Consider the following 14,930-nt stretch of genomic DNA (forward strand, 5'->3'; position numbering starts at 1 on the left):
CGCCATCGACACGAGGCATCCCATGTCCAAGTTCATCGCATTGCTGCAGTTCCTGCTGGCGCTGTCCGGTTGTTCGATGGGCGGCACCACGTTCACCAGTCGCATCGACAGCGACCAGGTGCGCCTGACCAGCAAGGCACACGTGCAGGACGGCGTGGCGCGCTTCAATTGCGTGGACAGCAGCAGCGGCAGCTGCCACTACACGCTGTATCCGGACGCCTGCGCCGGCAAGGCCGACTGCAAGCTGGCACCGCTGCAACGCTTCAGCGTGGCGCGCGGCGAAAGCCACCAGGTCGCCGGCCTGGTCGACTTCCGTCCCTGCGTGGCGACCACCGGTGCGGCGATGGGCGCGGACTGCCAGCCAGCGGCTGTGACGAAGACACGCTGATGGCGCTGCGCCGCTTCCTGCGCCTGGCCCCGAAGGTGATGCTCGGCCTGTTGCTGGTCGCGGGCATCGGCGTCGCGGTGCTGCTGGGTCCGTACGCGTTGCGCGTCGAGCATGTCGCCGCGGAACCGCGCACCGGTTTCCATTCCGACTACTACCTCTACGTGCCGGCGACGCTGCACCGCGACGAACGCGGCAACGCCACCCTGCTGGTGCAACCCAACAACAGCGGCCGCACGTCGGACGACATCGGCTTCCACCGGCGTGACGCGTGGATGACCGGCTTCGAGCGCAAGCGCATCGCCGACGAGCTCGGCGTCGCATTGCTGGTGCCCGCATTCCCGCGTACCGCGCGCGACTGGCGGACCTACACGCATGCGCTGGATCGCGATGTACTCACGACCCGCGATCCGGTGCTGTCGCGTCTCGACCTGCAACTCATCGCGATGATCGACGATGCCAGTGCGCGCCTGTGCAAGGCCGGCACGCCGGTGGATCCGCGGGTACTGCTGCAGGGCTTCTCCGCCAGCGCGATGTTCGCCAACCGCTTCACTGTCCTGCATCCCGATCGCGTGCGCGCGGCGAGCATCGGCTCGCCCGGTGGTTGGCCGATCGCGCCGGTGGCCAAGGTCGGCGTGGACGCACTGCCCTATCCGGCCGGCATCGCCGACCTGTCGGCGCTGACCGGCACACCGTTCGACGCCGCCGCGTTCGCCCGCGTGCCGCAGTACCTCTACCTGGGCGACGCCGACGACAACGATTCGCTGGATTTCAACGACGGCTGGGACAAACCGATGGCGAACGAAGTGGACCGCCTGTTCGGCGACACCCCGCTCGCCCGCTGGACGCACGCGGAAACGCTGTACGCCCGGGCCGGCGCGAACGCGCGCTTCGAACTGGTGCCCGGCGTGGGCCACGACCGCAAGGCATTGCAGGACCGTTCCACCGCGTTCTTCCGGCAAGTCCTCGCGACACCGTAGACGCTCGAGTTCGATATCCAAGACAACTTGTCGCGCGCATGGCCATGGCCATGCGCAAGGACATCCATTGCCCGAAGGAAGCACGCCATGAAAAGAACGATCTGGATCCGCTGGATGCTTTCGTTGGTGCTGGTCGCCGCCGCCAGTTGGCTGGCCACGGCGTACTGGTTCGGTCGCGACATCCCGGATCCATCGATCCAGCAACGCACCCTGGCGTCATCGGTGTTGGGCGAGGAACGCACGTACTTCGTGCACCTGCCCGACAGCTACGCGCGTTCGCCGAAGCAGCGCTATCCGGTGTTCTACGTGCTCGACGGCACCTCGCAGAGCGTGCACACCGCGAACACGGCCGAATTGATGGCGCGCATCGGCGCGATGCCGGAGGCGATCGTCATCGGCATCCCGAGCGGCGACGCGCGCAATCGCGACTACACGCCGCCGGGCATGCGCCAGGATGCGGATGACGGCAGCAGTGGCGATGGCCAAGCCGATCGCTTCCTCGGCTTCCTGCAACGCGAACTGATCCCGCAGGTCGAGCATGAATTCCGCACCGCCCCGTCGCGCACGCTGGTCGGCAATTCGCGCGGCGGCTTGCTGGTCATGCATGCCTTCATCGCGCAACCGTCGTTGTTCGATGCCTGGATCGCCAACAGTCCCGCACTGTGGCGGGACGATGCGGCGATGGTGACGCGGCTGGATCGGTTCCTGCGCGGTCATCGCGATCTGCAGGGCCGGTTGTTCCTGAGCTTGGGTGGCGACGAAAACCCGAAGATGACCGCCGCCTACCGCAAGGCGATCGCGGTGCTGCGACGCGAAGCGCCGCCGGGACTTCGCTGGCGTGCATCGACCACACCCGGCGCGGTGCATGACGACAATGCGCGCAAGGCCACGCCGGTCGCCCTGCACTGGCTGCATCGGCTCGACAGCGCGGCATCGCCGTCATCGTCACGAGGCAGCCCGACGCCGCGCCGTTAACATCGGGCGATGAATTACCTCGCCCACGCCTGGCTGGCCCGGCATTCGGACGACGCCATCCTCGGCGCGATCCTCGGCGATTTCGTGTTCGGGCAATCGGGATTGCAGGACTGGCCATCGCCGATACGCGCGGAGATCGTCCGCCATCGCCGCATCGACCAGTACACCGATGCGCATCCAGCCGTCGTCGCAGCGCGCGGCCTGTTCGACGATGCCGGCTTGCGTCGTTATGCCGGCATCGTGCTCGATGTGTATTTCGACCATCGCCTGGCGCGCGAATGGTTGCGCTGGAACAACGCGCCGCTGGAGGAGTTCACCGCGCGCGTCTATCGCGTGCTGCTTGCGCATCGCGATGTGCTGCCGCCGCGACTGCACGCCATCGCCCCGCGCATGGCCGCGCACGACTGGCTGGGCTCGTATGCGCAACGCGGCAACGTGGATCACGCGGTGCGCGGCATCGCCACCCGGTTGTCGCGCAATGGCGACAAGCTGGTGGCGTGCCTCGATGTGTTGCGCGTCGAGGAAACCGCGATCGACGCCGCCTTCGAGACGTTCTTCCCCGACCTGCTGGACGCTGCGGCGGCGATGCGCGATTAGACTTCCGGCTTTGCCCTCATGGCCGCAGGGATCGCCGATGCCAAGAATCGCGAGTGCGCTGTTCGCCGTCCTGTGCGCGCTGCTGGCGCTGCCCCCCGCGCATGCGCAGGTGGACCTGGCGCCCTATCTCAAGCAGGACAAGTACCACCGCATCAAGATTTCGCCGGACGGCCAGTACTACGCCGCCACGGTGCAGCTGGAGGATCGCATCGGGCTCGCCATCCTGCGGCGCGCGGACAAGACGCTGGTCAATACCGCTGCCGGCGAGAAGAACTCCGTCGTCGACGATTTCTGGTGGGCCAGTGATGATCGGATCGTCATTGCCATGGCCGAGCAGTTCGGCAGCCACGATCATCCCTATCGCACCGGCCAGCTGTTTGCGCTGGGGCTCGATGGCAAGCGGGTGAAGATGCTGGTGGGGCCGAAGGCGCAGCCGGGCATGGTGGCCGTCTACGGCGACGTGTCATGGGAGATGGCCGACCTGATCGATCCGCTGCCGGAGGATCCGCAGTACGTCCTGATCTCGGCGTGGAAGCTCGGCGTCAACCCGCAGACCACGGTCGACAAACTCGATATCCACAGTGGCCGGCGCACGCGCGTGGCGACCGCGCCAGTCAACCGCGCCGTGTTCCTCACCGATGCCAAGGGCCAGGTCCGTTTCGCCCGCGGCGCGATGAACGACAACTTCAGCAAGTTGTACCACCGCGGGAACGATGCGGCGGAATGGCAGCTGGTCAATGACGAGGCCAGCAGCGGGCGCTACGAAACCGCAGTCGGTTTTTCCGCCGACGGTGACATCGCCTACTTGGAAGTCACCCAACCCAGCGGCCCGGATGCGCTGGTCGCGTGGAACACCCGCACCGGCGAACGCAAGGACGTGCTGCGCGACAGCACCGTGGACATCCATGACTTGGTGTACGGCCGCGACTGGCGCACGGTGATCGGCGCGCAATACATGTCGGATCGCGTGCATACCCGCCTGCTGGACGCTGCGGGCACCCAGGGCCGTCTGCACCAGGTGCTTGCGAAGGCATTCCCGGAGTCCGCGGTGACGGTGACGTCGTACACCCGCGACGGACTTGCGCTGGTGCAGGTCTGGGACGACCGCATGCCAGGCGACACCTATCTGTTCGATCCCGCCACGATGTCGGCCACTGGCGTCTTCGTGCAACGCGAATGGGTGGATCCGGCGAAGCTGCCGAAGTCGAGTGCCATCACGGTCAAGGCGCGCGACGGACTGGTGCTGCATGGCTACCTGACGCGTCCGCTCGGCACGGCAGCGGACACGCCGTTGCCACTGATCGTCATGCCGCACGGTGGGCCATTCGGGATTTTCGACGAATGGCAGTACGACAACGACGTGCACCTGCTCGCCGAAGCCGGCTATGCGGTGCTGCGGATCAATTTCCGCGGTTCCGGCAACTACGGCCGGGCCTTCCAGAACGCCGGCGCGCGCGAATGGGGCGGCGCGATGCAGGATGACCTGACCGATGCCACCCGCTGGGCCATCGACCAACGCATCGCGGATCCAGCCCGCATCTGCATCTTCGGTGCCAGTTATGGTGGCTATGCCGCCTTGATGGGCGCGGCGAAGGAACCGGATCTCTATCGCTGCGCGGTCGGCTATGTCGGCGTCTACGACCTGGAAGCCAAGCACCGCGAGGATTCGCGCGATGCCAAATGGCTGCGCAACTGGATGGACGACTGGGTCGGTGATCGCAGCACGCTGGCGGCGCGTTCGCCCACCGAACTGGCCAGCCGGATCAAGGCGAATGTCCTGCTGGCGGCGGGCGGGGCCGACCAGATCGCACCGATTTCGCACAGCAAGGCCATGGCGCGTGCGTTGCGCGATGCCGGCAAGCCGGTCGAGACCCTGTATTTCGACACCGAAGGCCACGGCTTCTATACCCAGGAACACCGCCGCGCCTTCTACGTGAAGTTGCTGGGCTTCCTGGCCGACAACATCGGTGGAGCACGTGCCGCCGAGGGCAGCGGGGAGACCACCCCCGGCGACACGTGATCTGGAGGGCTTGACCGGCCGAGCCGCGCGGGGAGTCGCGACCCGGCCGGGTGCCTTGGACTCAGCGGCAGCGGAAGTAGGTGTTCTGCGGCAGGGTGTAGGTGCGGTTGCTGCCGTACCCGCTGCTGTTGCCGTAACCAACGCCGAAGTCGCGTTCGCGGTGGATGCGGGCCGGCTCTGCTCCGCCGTCCCCGCGGCGCGGGGTCAGACGGCGTTCGACATAGGCGGCCGGGATGGGGGACTGGGTGCGGAACATGAACGTCTCCTGTACTGGTTTGTTGGTGTGCTGGTAATGTAAAACACCATGACAATGGATTGCATGGGCAGGAAGTCATGCCTGTCGCGAGCGATGGGAATCGTTCAGCTAACCTGCCCGCACCCTGCAGGAGAAAGAGATGCCGAAAGCCGCCGCCGCGTTGCAACGCTGTTTCTGGAGCGACGGCTCCGAGCTCTACGACGGCTACCACGACTGCGAATGGGGCCGCCCCGTCATCGACGACGTGCGCCTGTTCGAGAAGATCAGCCTGGAAGGCTTCCAGGCCGGCCTGAGCTGGATCACCATCCTCAAGAAGCGCGAACACTTCCGCGCCGGATTCGACGGCTTCGATTTCCACAAGGTCGCGACCTACACGGAACGCGACGTGGAGCGCTTGCTGGGCGATGCCGGCATCGTCCGCCATCGCGGCAAGATCGAGGCGGCGATCAACAACGCCGGCCGCGCGATCGAACTGCAGCGCGAGTTCGGATCACTCGCGCGCTATTTCTGGCAATACGAGGTCGACACCAGCAAGCGCCCGAAGAAGCTCACCGTCGACGTGCTGCGCAGCTTCACCACTGCGCCGGAAGCCATCGCCCTGTCCAAGGACCTGAAGAAGCGCGGCTGGAAGTTCGTCGGCCCGACCACGATGTACGCCTTCATGCAGGCGATGGGCCTGGTCAACGACCACCAACACGATTGCCATGTGCGCGGCGAGATCGAGGCCAAGCGCAAGGCCATGCAGCGACCCTGAGCACGTTCACCCCGGCATCGCGCAGCCGGGGCCAGAGTGCGCAACTGACTGACCGACCCGACCGGAGACCCGCCCATGTCGCGCCTGCTCGTGCTGCTTGCCGCCATCGCCATGCCCGTCGTGGCCTGGCTTACCAACAGCGGCACCTTCGGCCCGGACAACGGGACGATGTCGGATCGCTACCCCACCTTGCTGGTCGCCGCCGGTTACGCCTTCGCGATCTGGGGCCTGATCTTCCTGCTGGACCTGATCTATGCCGGCTGGCAACTGACCGGCACACGCAAGGCCGACGACACGTTGACCCGCATCGCGCCTTGGGCCGCTGCCGGCTTCGCGCTGACCACCTCGTGGATGCCGCTGTTCGCGATGTCGCAGTTCTGGCTGTGCCTGATCGTGATCTTCGGTGCCACCGCCTGCCTGATCCGCTGCGCGATGATCCTGTCGCACGACAGCACGCCGCAGGAAGGCCAGTGGATGTGGGCGTGGCTGCCGCTGTCGCTGCATGCCGGCTGGCTGTCGCTGGCGGCGTTCCTCAACCTCGCGCAGGTCGTGGTGGCGTACGAACTCGCCTCGACCACCCAGCAACTGCCGTGGAGCCTGGCGATCTTCGGCCTGGCCGCGCTGATGCTGCTGATGGTCAACCTGCGCATGCGCGGCAACATCGACTACGTGGTCGCCGCGCTGTGGGCGCTGGTCGCGGTGTACGTGAAGCAGTCCGGCAGCGAGATGGCCGGCGCGCAGACCGCCGCATGGGTGGCGATCGGGATCGCGGTGGTGCTGGTGCTGCAGACGGTGATGCTGCGTCGCAAGTACCCGGGCGGATTGCTGCCCAATCCGGCGCGCGCGCCGGGCTGACGCGCGGTCAGACCGCGTGACAGAGAGGCCGGCTCTTGCCGGTCTCGCCTTGTGCGACACATCGGTGTACAAATGTACACCGTGGATACCACCGACCTCCCGCCGCAACGTGCCGCCGTCCTCGCCTTCCTGCAGCGCGAGCTGGCGGCCGGGCGCTCGCCCAGCCTCGCGGAAATCGCCCTGGCCTTCGGGTTCGCCTCGCGCAATGCCGCGCAGAAGCATGTACAGGCGCTGGTCGCCGACGGCCTGCTGGAGCAGGCCACGGGGCGCTCGCGCGGGCTGCGATTGCCAGGCGGACCGGCCGACCTGTTGCCGCTGGCGGTGCTCGGGCGGGTCGCCGCGGGCCAGCCGATCGGCGCGGACATCGGCCTGGGCGCGGATCCCGACGACCGCCTGTGGCTGGACCGCCGGTTGTTCTCGCCCACGCCGGATTACCTGCTGAAGGTGCAGGGCGATTCGATGATCGACGACGGCATCCTCGACGGCGACCTGGTCGGCGTGCAGCGCAGCGCCGATGCGCGCGACGGCCAGACCGTGATCGCCCGCATCGATGGCGAGCTGACCATCAAGCGCCTGCAGCGCACCACGCGCCGGATCCGCCTGTTGCCGCGCAACCCCGCGCATGCGCCGATCGAGATCGAACGTGGCCAGGACTTCGCCATCGAAGGCGTGTACTGCGGCCTGCTGCGGCAGGGCTGAGATGCCTGCCGTCGCCACCCTCGATTCGCTGCTGGCGGCGCAGACGCTCTGGCACGCCGGCCGCCATCCCGCGACCACCAGCGATGGCGAGCCGACCGGGCATGCGGCACTCGACGACCTGCTGCCGCAACGCGGCTGGCCGCGACGCGCTCTGACCGAACTGTTGCTGCCAGCGGACGGCGTCGGCGAGCTGGCATTGCTGATGCCCACGCTGGCGCGCCTGGGTCGCGATGGCGGCACGCTGGCGTTGATCGCACCGCCGTATTTGCCATATGCGCCGGCGTGGCAGGCCGCCGGCATCGACCTCGGCGTGTTGCATGTCATCGAGGCCGCGCCGCGCGATGCGCTGTGGGCGTTCGAGCAATGCCTGCGCAGCGGAGCCTGCGCGGCGGTGGTCGGCTGGCCACGGCAGGCCGACGCACAGGCCTTGCGCCGCCTGCAGGTGGCAGCGGACAGCGGGGACTGCCTGGGCTTCATCCTGCGCGACCGCAAGCACGCGGCGAATCCCTCGCCGGCCGCGCTGCGGCTTGAACACGCTGGCGATGGCTGGCGCGTGCGCAAATGCCGTGGCGGCCCGGCACCCACGCGCGCGTTCGCGCCGGGCATGCATTGAGCCGCACGCATGTTGTGGGCCTGCATCGTGCTGCCGCAGCTGGCGCTGGACGCCGTCCTCCGGCGTTTGCCTGATCCTGAAGCGCCGCTCGCGCTGGCCAGTGGACCCGCGCAACTGCGCACCCTGCATGCGGTGAATGCGAGCGCGGCGCAAGGCGGGTTGCGTGCCGGCATGCGCATGGCCGCGGCGCAGGCCCTGCTACCCACGCTGGCGACGGTCGAGTACGACCCACAGGCCGAGGCGCGCTGGCAACGCTTCCTCGCCGCGTGGGCGTATCGCCACAGTTCCCTGGTCAGCGCGCAATGGCCGGGCTGCATCGTGCTGGAAGTGCGCGCCAGCTTCCGCCTGCTCGGCCCGTGGCCACGCATCGAGGCGCGCCTGCGCGAGGAACTCGCCACGCTCGGCTTCGTCCACCGCATCGCGATGGCCCCGACGCCGCGCGCCGCGCGCGTGCTGGCCGGCTTGCAGGACGGTCTGTCGGTGTCCAACCCGGCGGCGATGCAGGCGCTGCTGGATCGCGTGCCGGTGCGTCGCGCGGTGCTGCCGGGCGATAGCGGCGAACGCCTGCAGCGGATGGGCATCCGCGACCTGCGCACGCTGCGCGAGTTGCCGCGCGACAGCCTGCGCCGCCGCTTCGGTGCGGAGTTGCTGCCGCATCTCGATCGCCTGTATGGCAATGCCGACGATGCCTTGACCTACTACGCGCCGCCGGATCATTTCGATGCGCGGATCGAGCTGGGCTTCGAAGTCGAAAGCCACACCGCCCTGCTGTTCCCGCTGCGCCGGCTGATCGGCGACCTGTGCACCTGCCTGTCGATCCGCGACGGTGGCGTGCAGCGCTTCGTGCTGCGACTCGAGCACGAGGGCCGCATGCAGACCGATGTCGAGGTCGGCCTGCTCGCCGCCGAACGCGAACCGGCGATGCTGTTCGAGGTCACCCGCAACCGGCTGGAACGTACGTCGATCCCGAAGCCGGTGGTCGCGATGCGCCTGCTCGCACGTGAATTGCCGGCGTTCGTGCCGGCCAGCCGCGACCTGTTCGACGTACGCGCGCAGCAGGCGCTGCCGTGGCCGCAATTGCGCGAGCGCCTGCGCGCACGCCTGGGCGACGACGCCGTGCATCGCATCGCGCCGACCGGCGACCCGCGCCCGGAACGCGCATGGCGACGCGTCGATGGCGATGACGCACGCATCGACACTGCGCCTGCGCGTCCACCGCGGCCGACGTGGCTGTTGCCGAAGCCGGTGCCCTTGCGCGACGCGCGCCTGCGCATCGTGTCCGGCCCCGAGCGGCTGGAAAGCGGCTGGTGGGATGGCGAGGACGCGCGCCGCGATTACTACGTGTTGGAAACCTCACGGGGACAGTGCGCATGGGCGTTCACGCTCGCCGGCGAACGCGACGGCTGGATGCTGCACGGCTGGTTTGCATGAGTGACGCCGCGTGAGCTGGGACGATGCCGTCGATGGCGTGGATCGGGAAACGCCGGGCGGACGCATGCCGCGCGCATGGCAAGTCGCCCAGCGCCGAACACTGCAAGCGGCCAACGACGACGCGCCCGACCACGATGACCTGCCCGCCTATGCGGAGTTGCACTGCCTCTCGGACTTTTCGTTCCTGCGCGGCGCGGCGAGCGCGGAGGAATTGTTCGAACGCGCGCAACATTGCGGTTACGAGGCGCTGGCAATCACCGACGAATGTTCGCTGGCCGGCATCGTGCGCGGGCTGGAGGCGTCGCGCGCGACCGGACTCAAGCTGATCGTGGGCAGCGAGTTCGTCCTGAGCTGCGGCATGAAGTTGGTGCTGCTGGTCGAACACGCCGCCGGCTATACGCAGCTGTGCCGGTTGATCACACATGCGCGCCGTGCCGCGCCGAAGGGCGGCTACCTGCTCGCGCGCAATGATGTGGAAACGGTGCTGGCCGATGCCGAGCTCGGGCTGTTCGCGCTGTGGTGCCCGGCCACGCAGCCCGATCCCGAGCAAGGCCGCTGGTTGCGCGGCATGTTCGGCGAGCGCGCGCATCTCGCGGTGGAGCTGCATCGCGAACAGGACGACGAGTCCCGCCTGCGCGCCCTGCTCGACCTCGCGCATGACTTGCAGCTGATCCCGTTGGCCGCCGGTGATGTGCACATGGACGTGCGCCGCCAGCGCGTGCTGCAGGACACGATGACCGCGATCCGCCATGGGCGAACCTTGGCCGACTGCGGCGAGCACCTGTTCCGCAACGGCGAGCGCCACCTGCGCACGCGACGCGCGCTCGGCAATATTCATCCACACGCATTGCTCGACAGCGCCGTGCAACTCGCGCGGCGCTGCACGTTCGACATCGGGAGCGACCTCGAATACCGCTACCCCGCCGAACTGGTGCCGCCCGGCCACACGCCGACCAGCTGGCTGCGCGCCCGTGCCGAACAGGGAATGCGCGAACGCTGGCCGCAAGGCGTGCCAACAAAAATCGTTACGCAGATCGACGAAGAACTCGCGCTGATCGAATACCTCAAGTACGAAGCGTTCTTCCTGACCGTGGACGACATCGTCCGCTTCGCGAAATCGCGCGAGATCCTCTGCCAGGGCCGCGGCTCGGCGGCGAATTCGGCAGTGTGCTTCGCGCTGGGGATCACCGTCGTGAATCCAGCCGAGAGCCGGCTGCTGATGGCGCGTTTCCTGTCGAAGGAACGCAACGAGCCGCCGGACATCGACGTCGACTTCGAGCACGAGCGGCGCGAGGAAGTGCTGCAGTACGTGTACGCGAAATATGGCCGCGAACGCGCCGCACTGGCGGCGACGGTGATCCGCTACCGCGGCAAGAGCGCGGTACGCGATGTCGCCAAGGTCTTCGGCCTGCCACCGGATCAACTCGCGCTGCTGGCCGAATGCTACGGCTGGGGCAATGGCGATGCGCCGATGCAGCAACGCCTGTTCGAAGCGGGCTTCGATCCCGACAACCCGCTGATCGCGCGCGTGCTGGCGGCGACCGAGCAGTTGCAGGGCCATCCGCGCCACCTGTCGCAGCATGTCGGCGGCTTCGTCATCAGCGATGCGCCGCTGCACACGGTGGTGCCGGTGGAGAACGCGGCGATGGCGGACCGCACCATCATCCAGTGGGACAAGGACGACCTGGAGACGATGAAGCTGCTCAAGGTCGACTGCCTGGCGCTGGGCATGCTGACCTGCATCCGCAAGGCCGTTGCGCTGATCGAGAATCACCGCGGCTACAGGATCGATCTCGCGCGCCTGCCGGCCGGCGACAAGCCCACCTACGACATGATCCAGGCCGCAGACACGGTGGGCGTGTTCCAGATCGAATCGCGCGCGCAGATGAGCATGCTGCCGCGACTCAAGCCGAACTGTTTCCACGACCTGGTGGTGGAAGTGGCGATCGTGCGCCCCGGGCCGATCCAGGGCGGCATGGTGCATCCCTACCTGCGCCGTCGGCAGGGACTGGATCCGGTGGTATTTCCGTCGGCCGGTATCGAGGACATCCTTGGCGTGACCCTGGGCATCCCGCTGTTCCAGGAACAGGTGATGGAGCTGGTGATCCACGCCGGTTACACGCCCGACCAGGCCGACAACCTGCGCCGCTCGATGGCCGCGTGGCGACAGGGCGGCGATATGCAGCCGCATCGCGAGCGCATCCGCATGTTGATGGAAGCCAAGGGCTACGCCTCCGAATTCATCGAACAGATCTTCGAACAGATCAAGGGCTTCGGTTCCTATGGATTCCCGCAGAGCCACGCGGCCTCGTTCGCCAAGCTGGTCTATATCAGCTGCTGGCTGAAACGCCACGAGCCCGCCGCGTTCGCCTGCGCCTTGCTCAACGCGCAGCCGATGGGCTTCTATTCGGCCAGCCAGATCGTGCAGGACGCACGCCGCGGCAAGGACGCGCGCATCGGCGTCGATGTGCATCCGGTCGACATCACCGTCAGCGACTGGGACAACACGCTGGAAGGTGGGCATGCGCGACGCGGCATCGACGACGGCGGGCAGGCGGCGATCCGGCTCGGCCTGCGCCAGATCGCCGGCCTGTCGGAAGCGGTGGGCAAGCGCATCGTCGCCGCGCGCCTGCAACGCGACTTCAGCGACGTGCGCGATCTCTCCCTGCGCGCTGGTCTGGACGAAAAATCGCGCACTGCATTGGCCGAAGCGGGCGCGTTGCAGGCACTCGCGGGCCATCGGCATGCCGCGCGCTGGGCCGTCGCCGGGATCGAACGCCAGCGCCCGTTGCTGCCGGGCAGTCCCGATGAAGACGCCATCGCCCTGCCCGCGCCCAAGCCCGGCGAGGACGTGCTGTCCGACTATCGCGCCACCGGCCTGACCCTGCGCGAACATCCGCTGGCCCTGCTGCGCACGCGCCTCCGACGCGAGCGCGTGCTCGATTCCAGCCAGCTGCGCGAGGCCAAGCACGGCCGCGGCGTGCATGCCGCCGGGCTGGTCACCCAGCGCCAGCGCCCGGCCACCGCGGGCGGCACCATCTTCGTCACCCTCGAGGACGAACACGGCATGGTCAACGTGGTGGTCTGGCGAGACGTCGCGCTGCGCGCACGCAAGGCCCTGCTGGGCGCGCGCCTGCTGGCGGTGCGCGGGCGCTGGGAACAGGTGGACGGCGTGCAGCACCTGATCGCACGCGACCTGCGCGACATCAGCCACCTGCTCGGCGATCTGCAGACCGCCTCGCGCGACTTCCACTGAAAACGGCGTGCATGCCTGTTATAAAACCCGGCATCGCCATCGCTGGATCTGTCATGCGCCTGCCTGCCTGCATCACCGCTGTCCTGCTCCTGCTTGTCGCCACCAGCACGCATGCCGGAGAACCCATGGCACGCGTCCGCGTGGCCTTCGACCGCGACGGCATCACCGCCACACGCACCGAAGGGTATGCGGATCCCGCAAGCAAGCGCGCGATCACCGTTGATGATCCGGTGCGCATCGCCTCGATCAGCAAACTGGTGCTAGCCATCGGGGTGATGCGGCTGGTCGAGGACGGCAAGCTCGACCTCGATGCGGATGTGTCCGACACGCTGGGCTGGACACTTCGTAATCCGGCCTTCCCGAACGACAAGATCACATTGCGCCTGCTGCTCTCGCACACCGCCAGCCTGACCGATGGCGCCGGCTACTGGCAGGTGCCGCTGGATGGCGAATTCAAGGAATTGCTCGACGATCCGAAGGCCTGGGACGCCGAACATGCACCCGGCACGTACTGGCGCTACGCGAACGTCGGCTTCCCGCTGATCGGCGCGGTGATGGAACGCGCCACCGGCGAGCGCATGGATCTGCTGATGCAACGGCTGGTGTTGAAGCCGCTCGACCTGCATGCCTGCTACAGCTGGCCGAGCTGCGACGCCGCCGCCGCCGCGCGCGCGGTGGTGCTGTATCGCGAGGGCAAGCCGATCGTGGACGACAACCAGGGCAAAAAGCCCGCCTGCGGCATCACCAAGGCCAGCGACGGCAGCTGCGACCTCTCGACGTGGCGCGCTGGCAAGGCGACCAATGTGTTCGGCCCGCAAGGTGGCCTGCGCATCTCCGCTGCGGATCTTTCGAAGATCGGCCGCCTGTTGCTGGGCGATGGCGAGGTCGATGGCGTGCGCCTGCTCAAGCCCGAATCGGTGCGCGCGATGATCGGCCCGGAGTGGACCCTCAAGGACGGCAACGGACTGACCATCGAGGAAGACGATCCGATCCGCGCCACCAAGGGCTTCACCTGTCGTTATGGACTGGCCGTACACACACTGGCCAGCGGCCTGCCCGACTGTGGCGATGATCCCTTCGGCGACGGCGTGCAGCGCATCGGCCACAGCGGCAATGCGTACGGCCTGCTGGCCGGGCTGTGGGTCGACCGCAAGGCGGGAACCGGTGTGGTGTATTTCAGCACCGGCAACGACAAGCCGGAGCCGGGCAAGGATTCGGCGTTCAGCCGGATCGAGGAGCAGAGCGCGGTGGGTTGGTAGACCGCGTCTTCCAGACTCAACTACTTTTGATCGTCACTCCCGCGAAAACGCGGGAGTCCAGCGTCTTGAGGGACAGACCATGAACATCGATCCCATCCGCACCAAGGCCGACTACAAGCGCGCGCTTCGCGAGGTTTCGGCCTATTTCAACGACGAGCCGGAACCGGGCACCGAGGACGGCGACCGCTTCGAAATCCTGACCACCCTGATGGAAGCCTACGAGGCGAAGCATTTCCCGATCGCAGCACCCGAACCCGGCGCGGCGACCCGCTCCCTCACATCACCGTCAGAAGTCTGACCGGCTGCATCGCCAGACGGCGAAACTCGGTCCGCATTCAGGCGCGCAAGACTACGGTTTGCCTGCGTCATCAACGGATGGCCTGAAAGGAGACCGCGACATGAGCCGCATCCATTCGATCTTCAAGCAGTCGGCCCTCGCCACGGCGCTTGCGCTCGTGACGCTGGCCACCCCGACCGCGTTCGCGCAGGGCCAGTATCGCGGCAACGATCGCGGCCATCACGATGACCGTCGCGAGCACCGGGACCATCGCGACTACCGTCGGGATTACCGCAACGACCGCCGCGATTACCGCGATTACCGCAAGGACGTCCGCAAGGCTTATCGCCAGGACCAGCGCAACTACCGTCGCTGGGCGCGCGGCCAGTACATCCCGCGCGACTACATGGCCAGCCGCTATTACATCAACGACTACCGCAACTATCGCCTCGCCGCGCCGCCGCGTGGCTACGCCTGGGTGCGTCCGTACCAGAACGATGACACGTACTACATGGTGCAGATCGCCAGCGGGTTGATTGCGCAGATTTTCAACAATCGATAATTCGCGCGTTT

General features: G+C 67.4%; 15 protein-coding genes. 14 read left to right on the top strand and 1 reads right to left on the bottom strand.

Annotation, left to right across the window (positions count from 1 at the left end; all coding sequences use genetic code 11):
- Positions 1–22: 22 nt before the first annotated feature.
- The 5 genes from H9L16_RS03405 (at position 23) to H9L16_RS03425 (ending at position 4,957) form a co-directional block, all read left to right on the top strand.
- Entirely contained in the window at positions 23–388 is a 366-nt protein-coding gene (locus H9L16_RS03405; RefSeq protein ID WP_187553188.1) for a hypothetical protein, read from the top strand.
- The gene (locus tag H9L16_RS03410) at positions 388–1,365 is read left to right on the top strand and encodes a hypothetical protein (RefSeq protein WP_187553189.1); all 978 of its coding nucleotides are present in this window, start codon (positions 388–390) and stop codon (positions 1,363–1,365) included. The genes H9L16_RS03405 and H9L16_RS03410 overlap by 1 nt, the downstream gene beginning before the upstream one ends.
- An 87-nt stretch (positions 1,366–1,452) precedes the next feature.
- Positions 1,453–2,340 (top strand): alpha/beta hydrolase, encoded by an 888-nt coding sequence (locus H9L16_RS03415; protein WP_187553190.1) that lies wholly within the window; start codon positions 1,453–1,455, stop codon positions 2,338–2,340.
- Positions 2,341–2,349: 9 nt separating this feature from the next.
- Positions 2,350–2,937 carry an acyl carrier protein phosphodiesterase gene (locus H9L16_RS03420; protein WP_187553191.1) on the top strand — a complete coding sequence of 196 codons (588 nt, stop codon included), beginning with the start codon at positions 2,350–2,352 and terminating at the stop codon, positions 2,935–2,937.
- A 37-nt stretch (positions 2,938–2,974) separates the two neighbouring features.
- Complete coding sequence (locus tag H9L16_RS03425; protein ID WP_187553192.1) at positions 2,975–4,957, top strand: alpha/beta hydrolase family protein; 1,983 nt, start codon at positions 2,975–2,977, stop codon at positions 4,955–4,957.
- Positions 4,958–5,018: 61 nt separating this feature from the next.
- Here H9L16_RS03425 and H9L16_RS03430 read toward each other — a convergent pair whose 3' ends face one another.
- Positions 5,019–5,213: a hypothetical protein gene (locus H9L16_RS03430; RefSeq protein WP_187553193.1), complete on the bottom strand. Its 195-nt coding sequence runs from the start codon at positions 5,211–5,213 to the stop codon at positions 5,019–5,021.
- Positions 5,214–5,352: 139 nt separating this feature from the next.
- Here H9L16_RS03430 and H9L16_RS03435 point away from each other — a divergent pair, with 139 nt between their 5' ends.
- The 9 genes from H9L16_RS03435 to H9L16_RS03475 all read left to right on the top strand — a co-directional run bounded on the left by H9L16_RS03435 (position 5,353) and on the right by H9L16_RS03475 (position 14,919).
- Entirely contained in the window at positions 5,353–5,967 is a 615-nt protein-coding gene (locus H9L16_RS03435) for a DNA-3-methyladenine glycosylase I (protein WP_187553194.1), read from the top strand.
- Between the two features lie 75 nt (positions 5,968–6,042).
- Positions 6,043–6,822 carry a hypothetical protein gene (locus H9L16_RS03440; protein ID WP_187553195.1) on the top strand — a complete coding sequence of 260 codons (780 nt, stop codon included), beginning with the start codon at positions 6,043–6,045 and terminating at the stop codon, positions 6,820–6,822.
- Between the two features lie 72 nt (positions 6,823–6,894).
- Positions 6,895–7,521 (top strand): transcriptional repressor LexA, encoded by a 627-nt coding sequence (lexA, locus tag H9L16_RS03445; RefSeq protein WP_187553196.1) that lies wholly within the window; start codon positions 6,895–6,897, stop codon positions 7,519–7,521.
- 1 nt (position 7,522) lies between these two features.
- Complete coding sequence (gene imuA, locus H9L16_RS03450) at positions 7,523–8,134, top strand: translesion DNA synthesis-associated protein ImuA (protein ID WP_187553197.1); 612 nt, start codon at positions 7,523–7,525, stop codon at positions 8,132–8,134.
- A 9-nt stretch (positions 8,135–8,143) separates the two neighbouring features.
- Positions 8,144–9,565 (top strand): Y-family DNA polymerase, encoded by a 1,422-nt coding sequence (locus H9L16_RS03455; RefSeq protein WP_187553198.1) that lies wholly within the window; start codon positions 8,144–8,146, stop codon positions 9,563–9,565.
- A 10-nt stretch (positions 9,566–9,575) separates the two neighbouring features.
- Positions 9,576–12,821, top strand: coding sequence for an error-prone DNA polymerase (locus H9L16_RS03460; protein ID WP_187553199.1), 3,246 nt, complete (start codon positions 9,576–9,578; stop codon positions 12,819–12,821).
- A 53-nt stretch (positions 12,822–12,874) separates the two neighbouring features.
- Entirely contained in the window at positions 12,875–14,080 is a 1,206-nt protein-coding gene (locus H9L16_RS03465; protein WP_187553200.1) for a serine hydrolase domain-containing protein, read from the top strand.
- Positions 14,081–14,159: 79 nt separating this feature from the next.
- The gene (locus tag H9L16_RS03470) at positions 14,160–14,378 is read left to right on the top strand and encodes a helix-turn-helix domain-containing protein (RefSeq protein ID WP_187553201.1); all 219 of its coding nucleotides are present in this window, start codon (positions 14,160–14,162) and stop codon (positions 14,376–14,378) included.
- A gap of 100 nt (positions 14,379–14,478) precedes the next feature.
- Positions 14,479–14,919 (top strand): RcnB family protein, encoded by a 441-nt coding sequence (locus H9L16_RS03475; protein WP_187553202.1) that lies wholly within the window; start codon positions 14,479–14,481, stop codon positions 14,917–14,919.
- Positions 14,920–14,930 lie beyond the last annotated feature (11 nt).

It is taken from the genome of Thermomonas carbonis (assembly GCF_014396975.1).
Lineage (GTDB): Bacteria > Pseudomonadota > Gammaproteobacteria > Xanthomonadales > Xanthomonadaceae > Thermomonas > Thermomonas carbonis.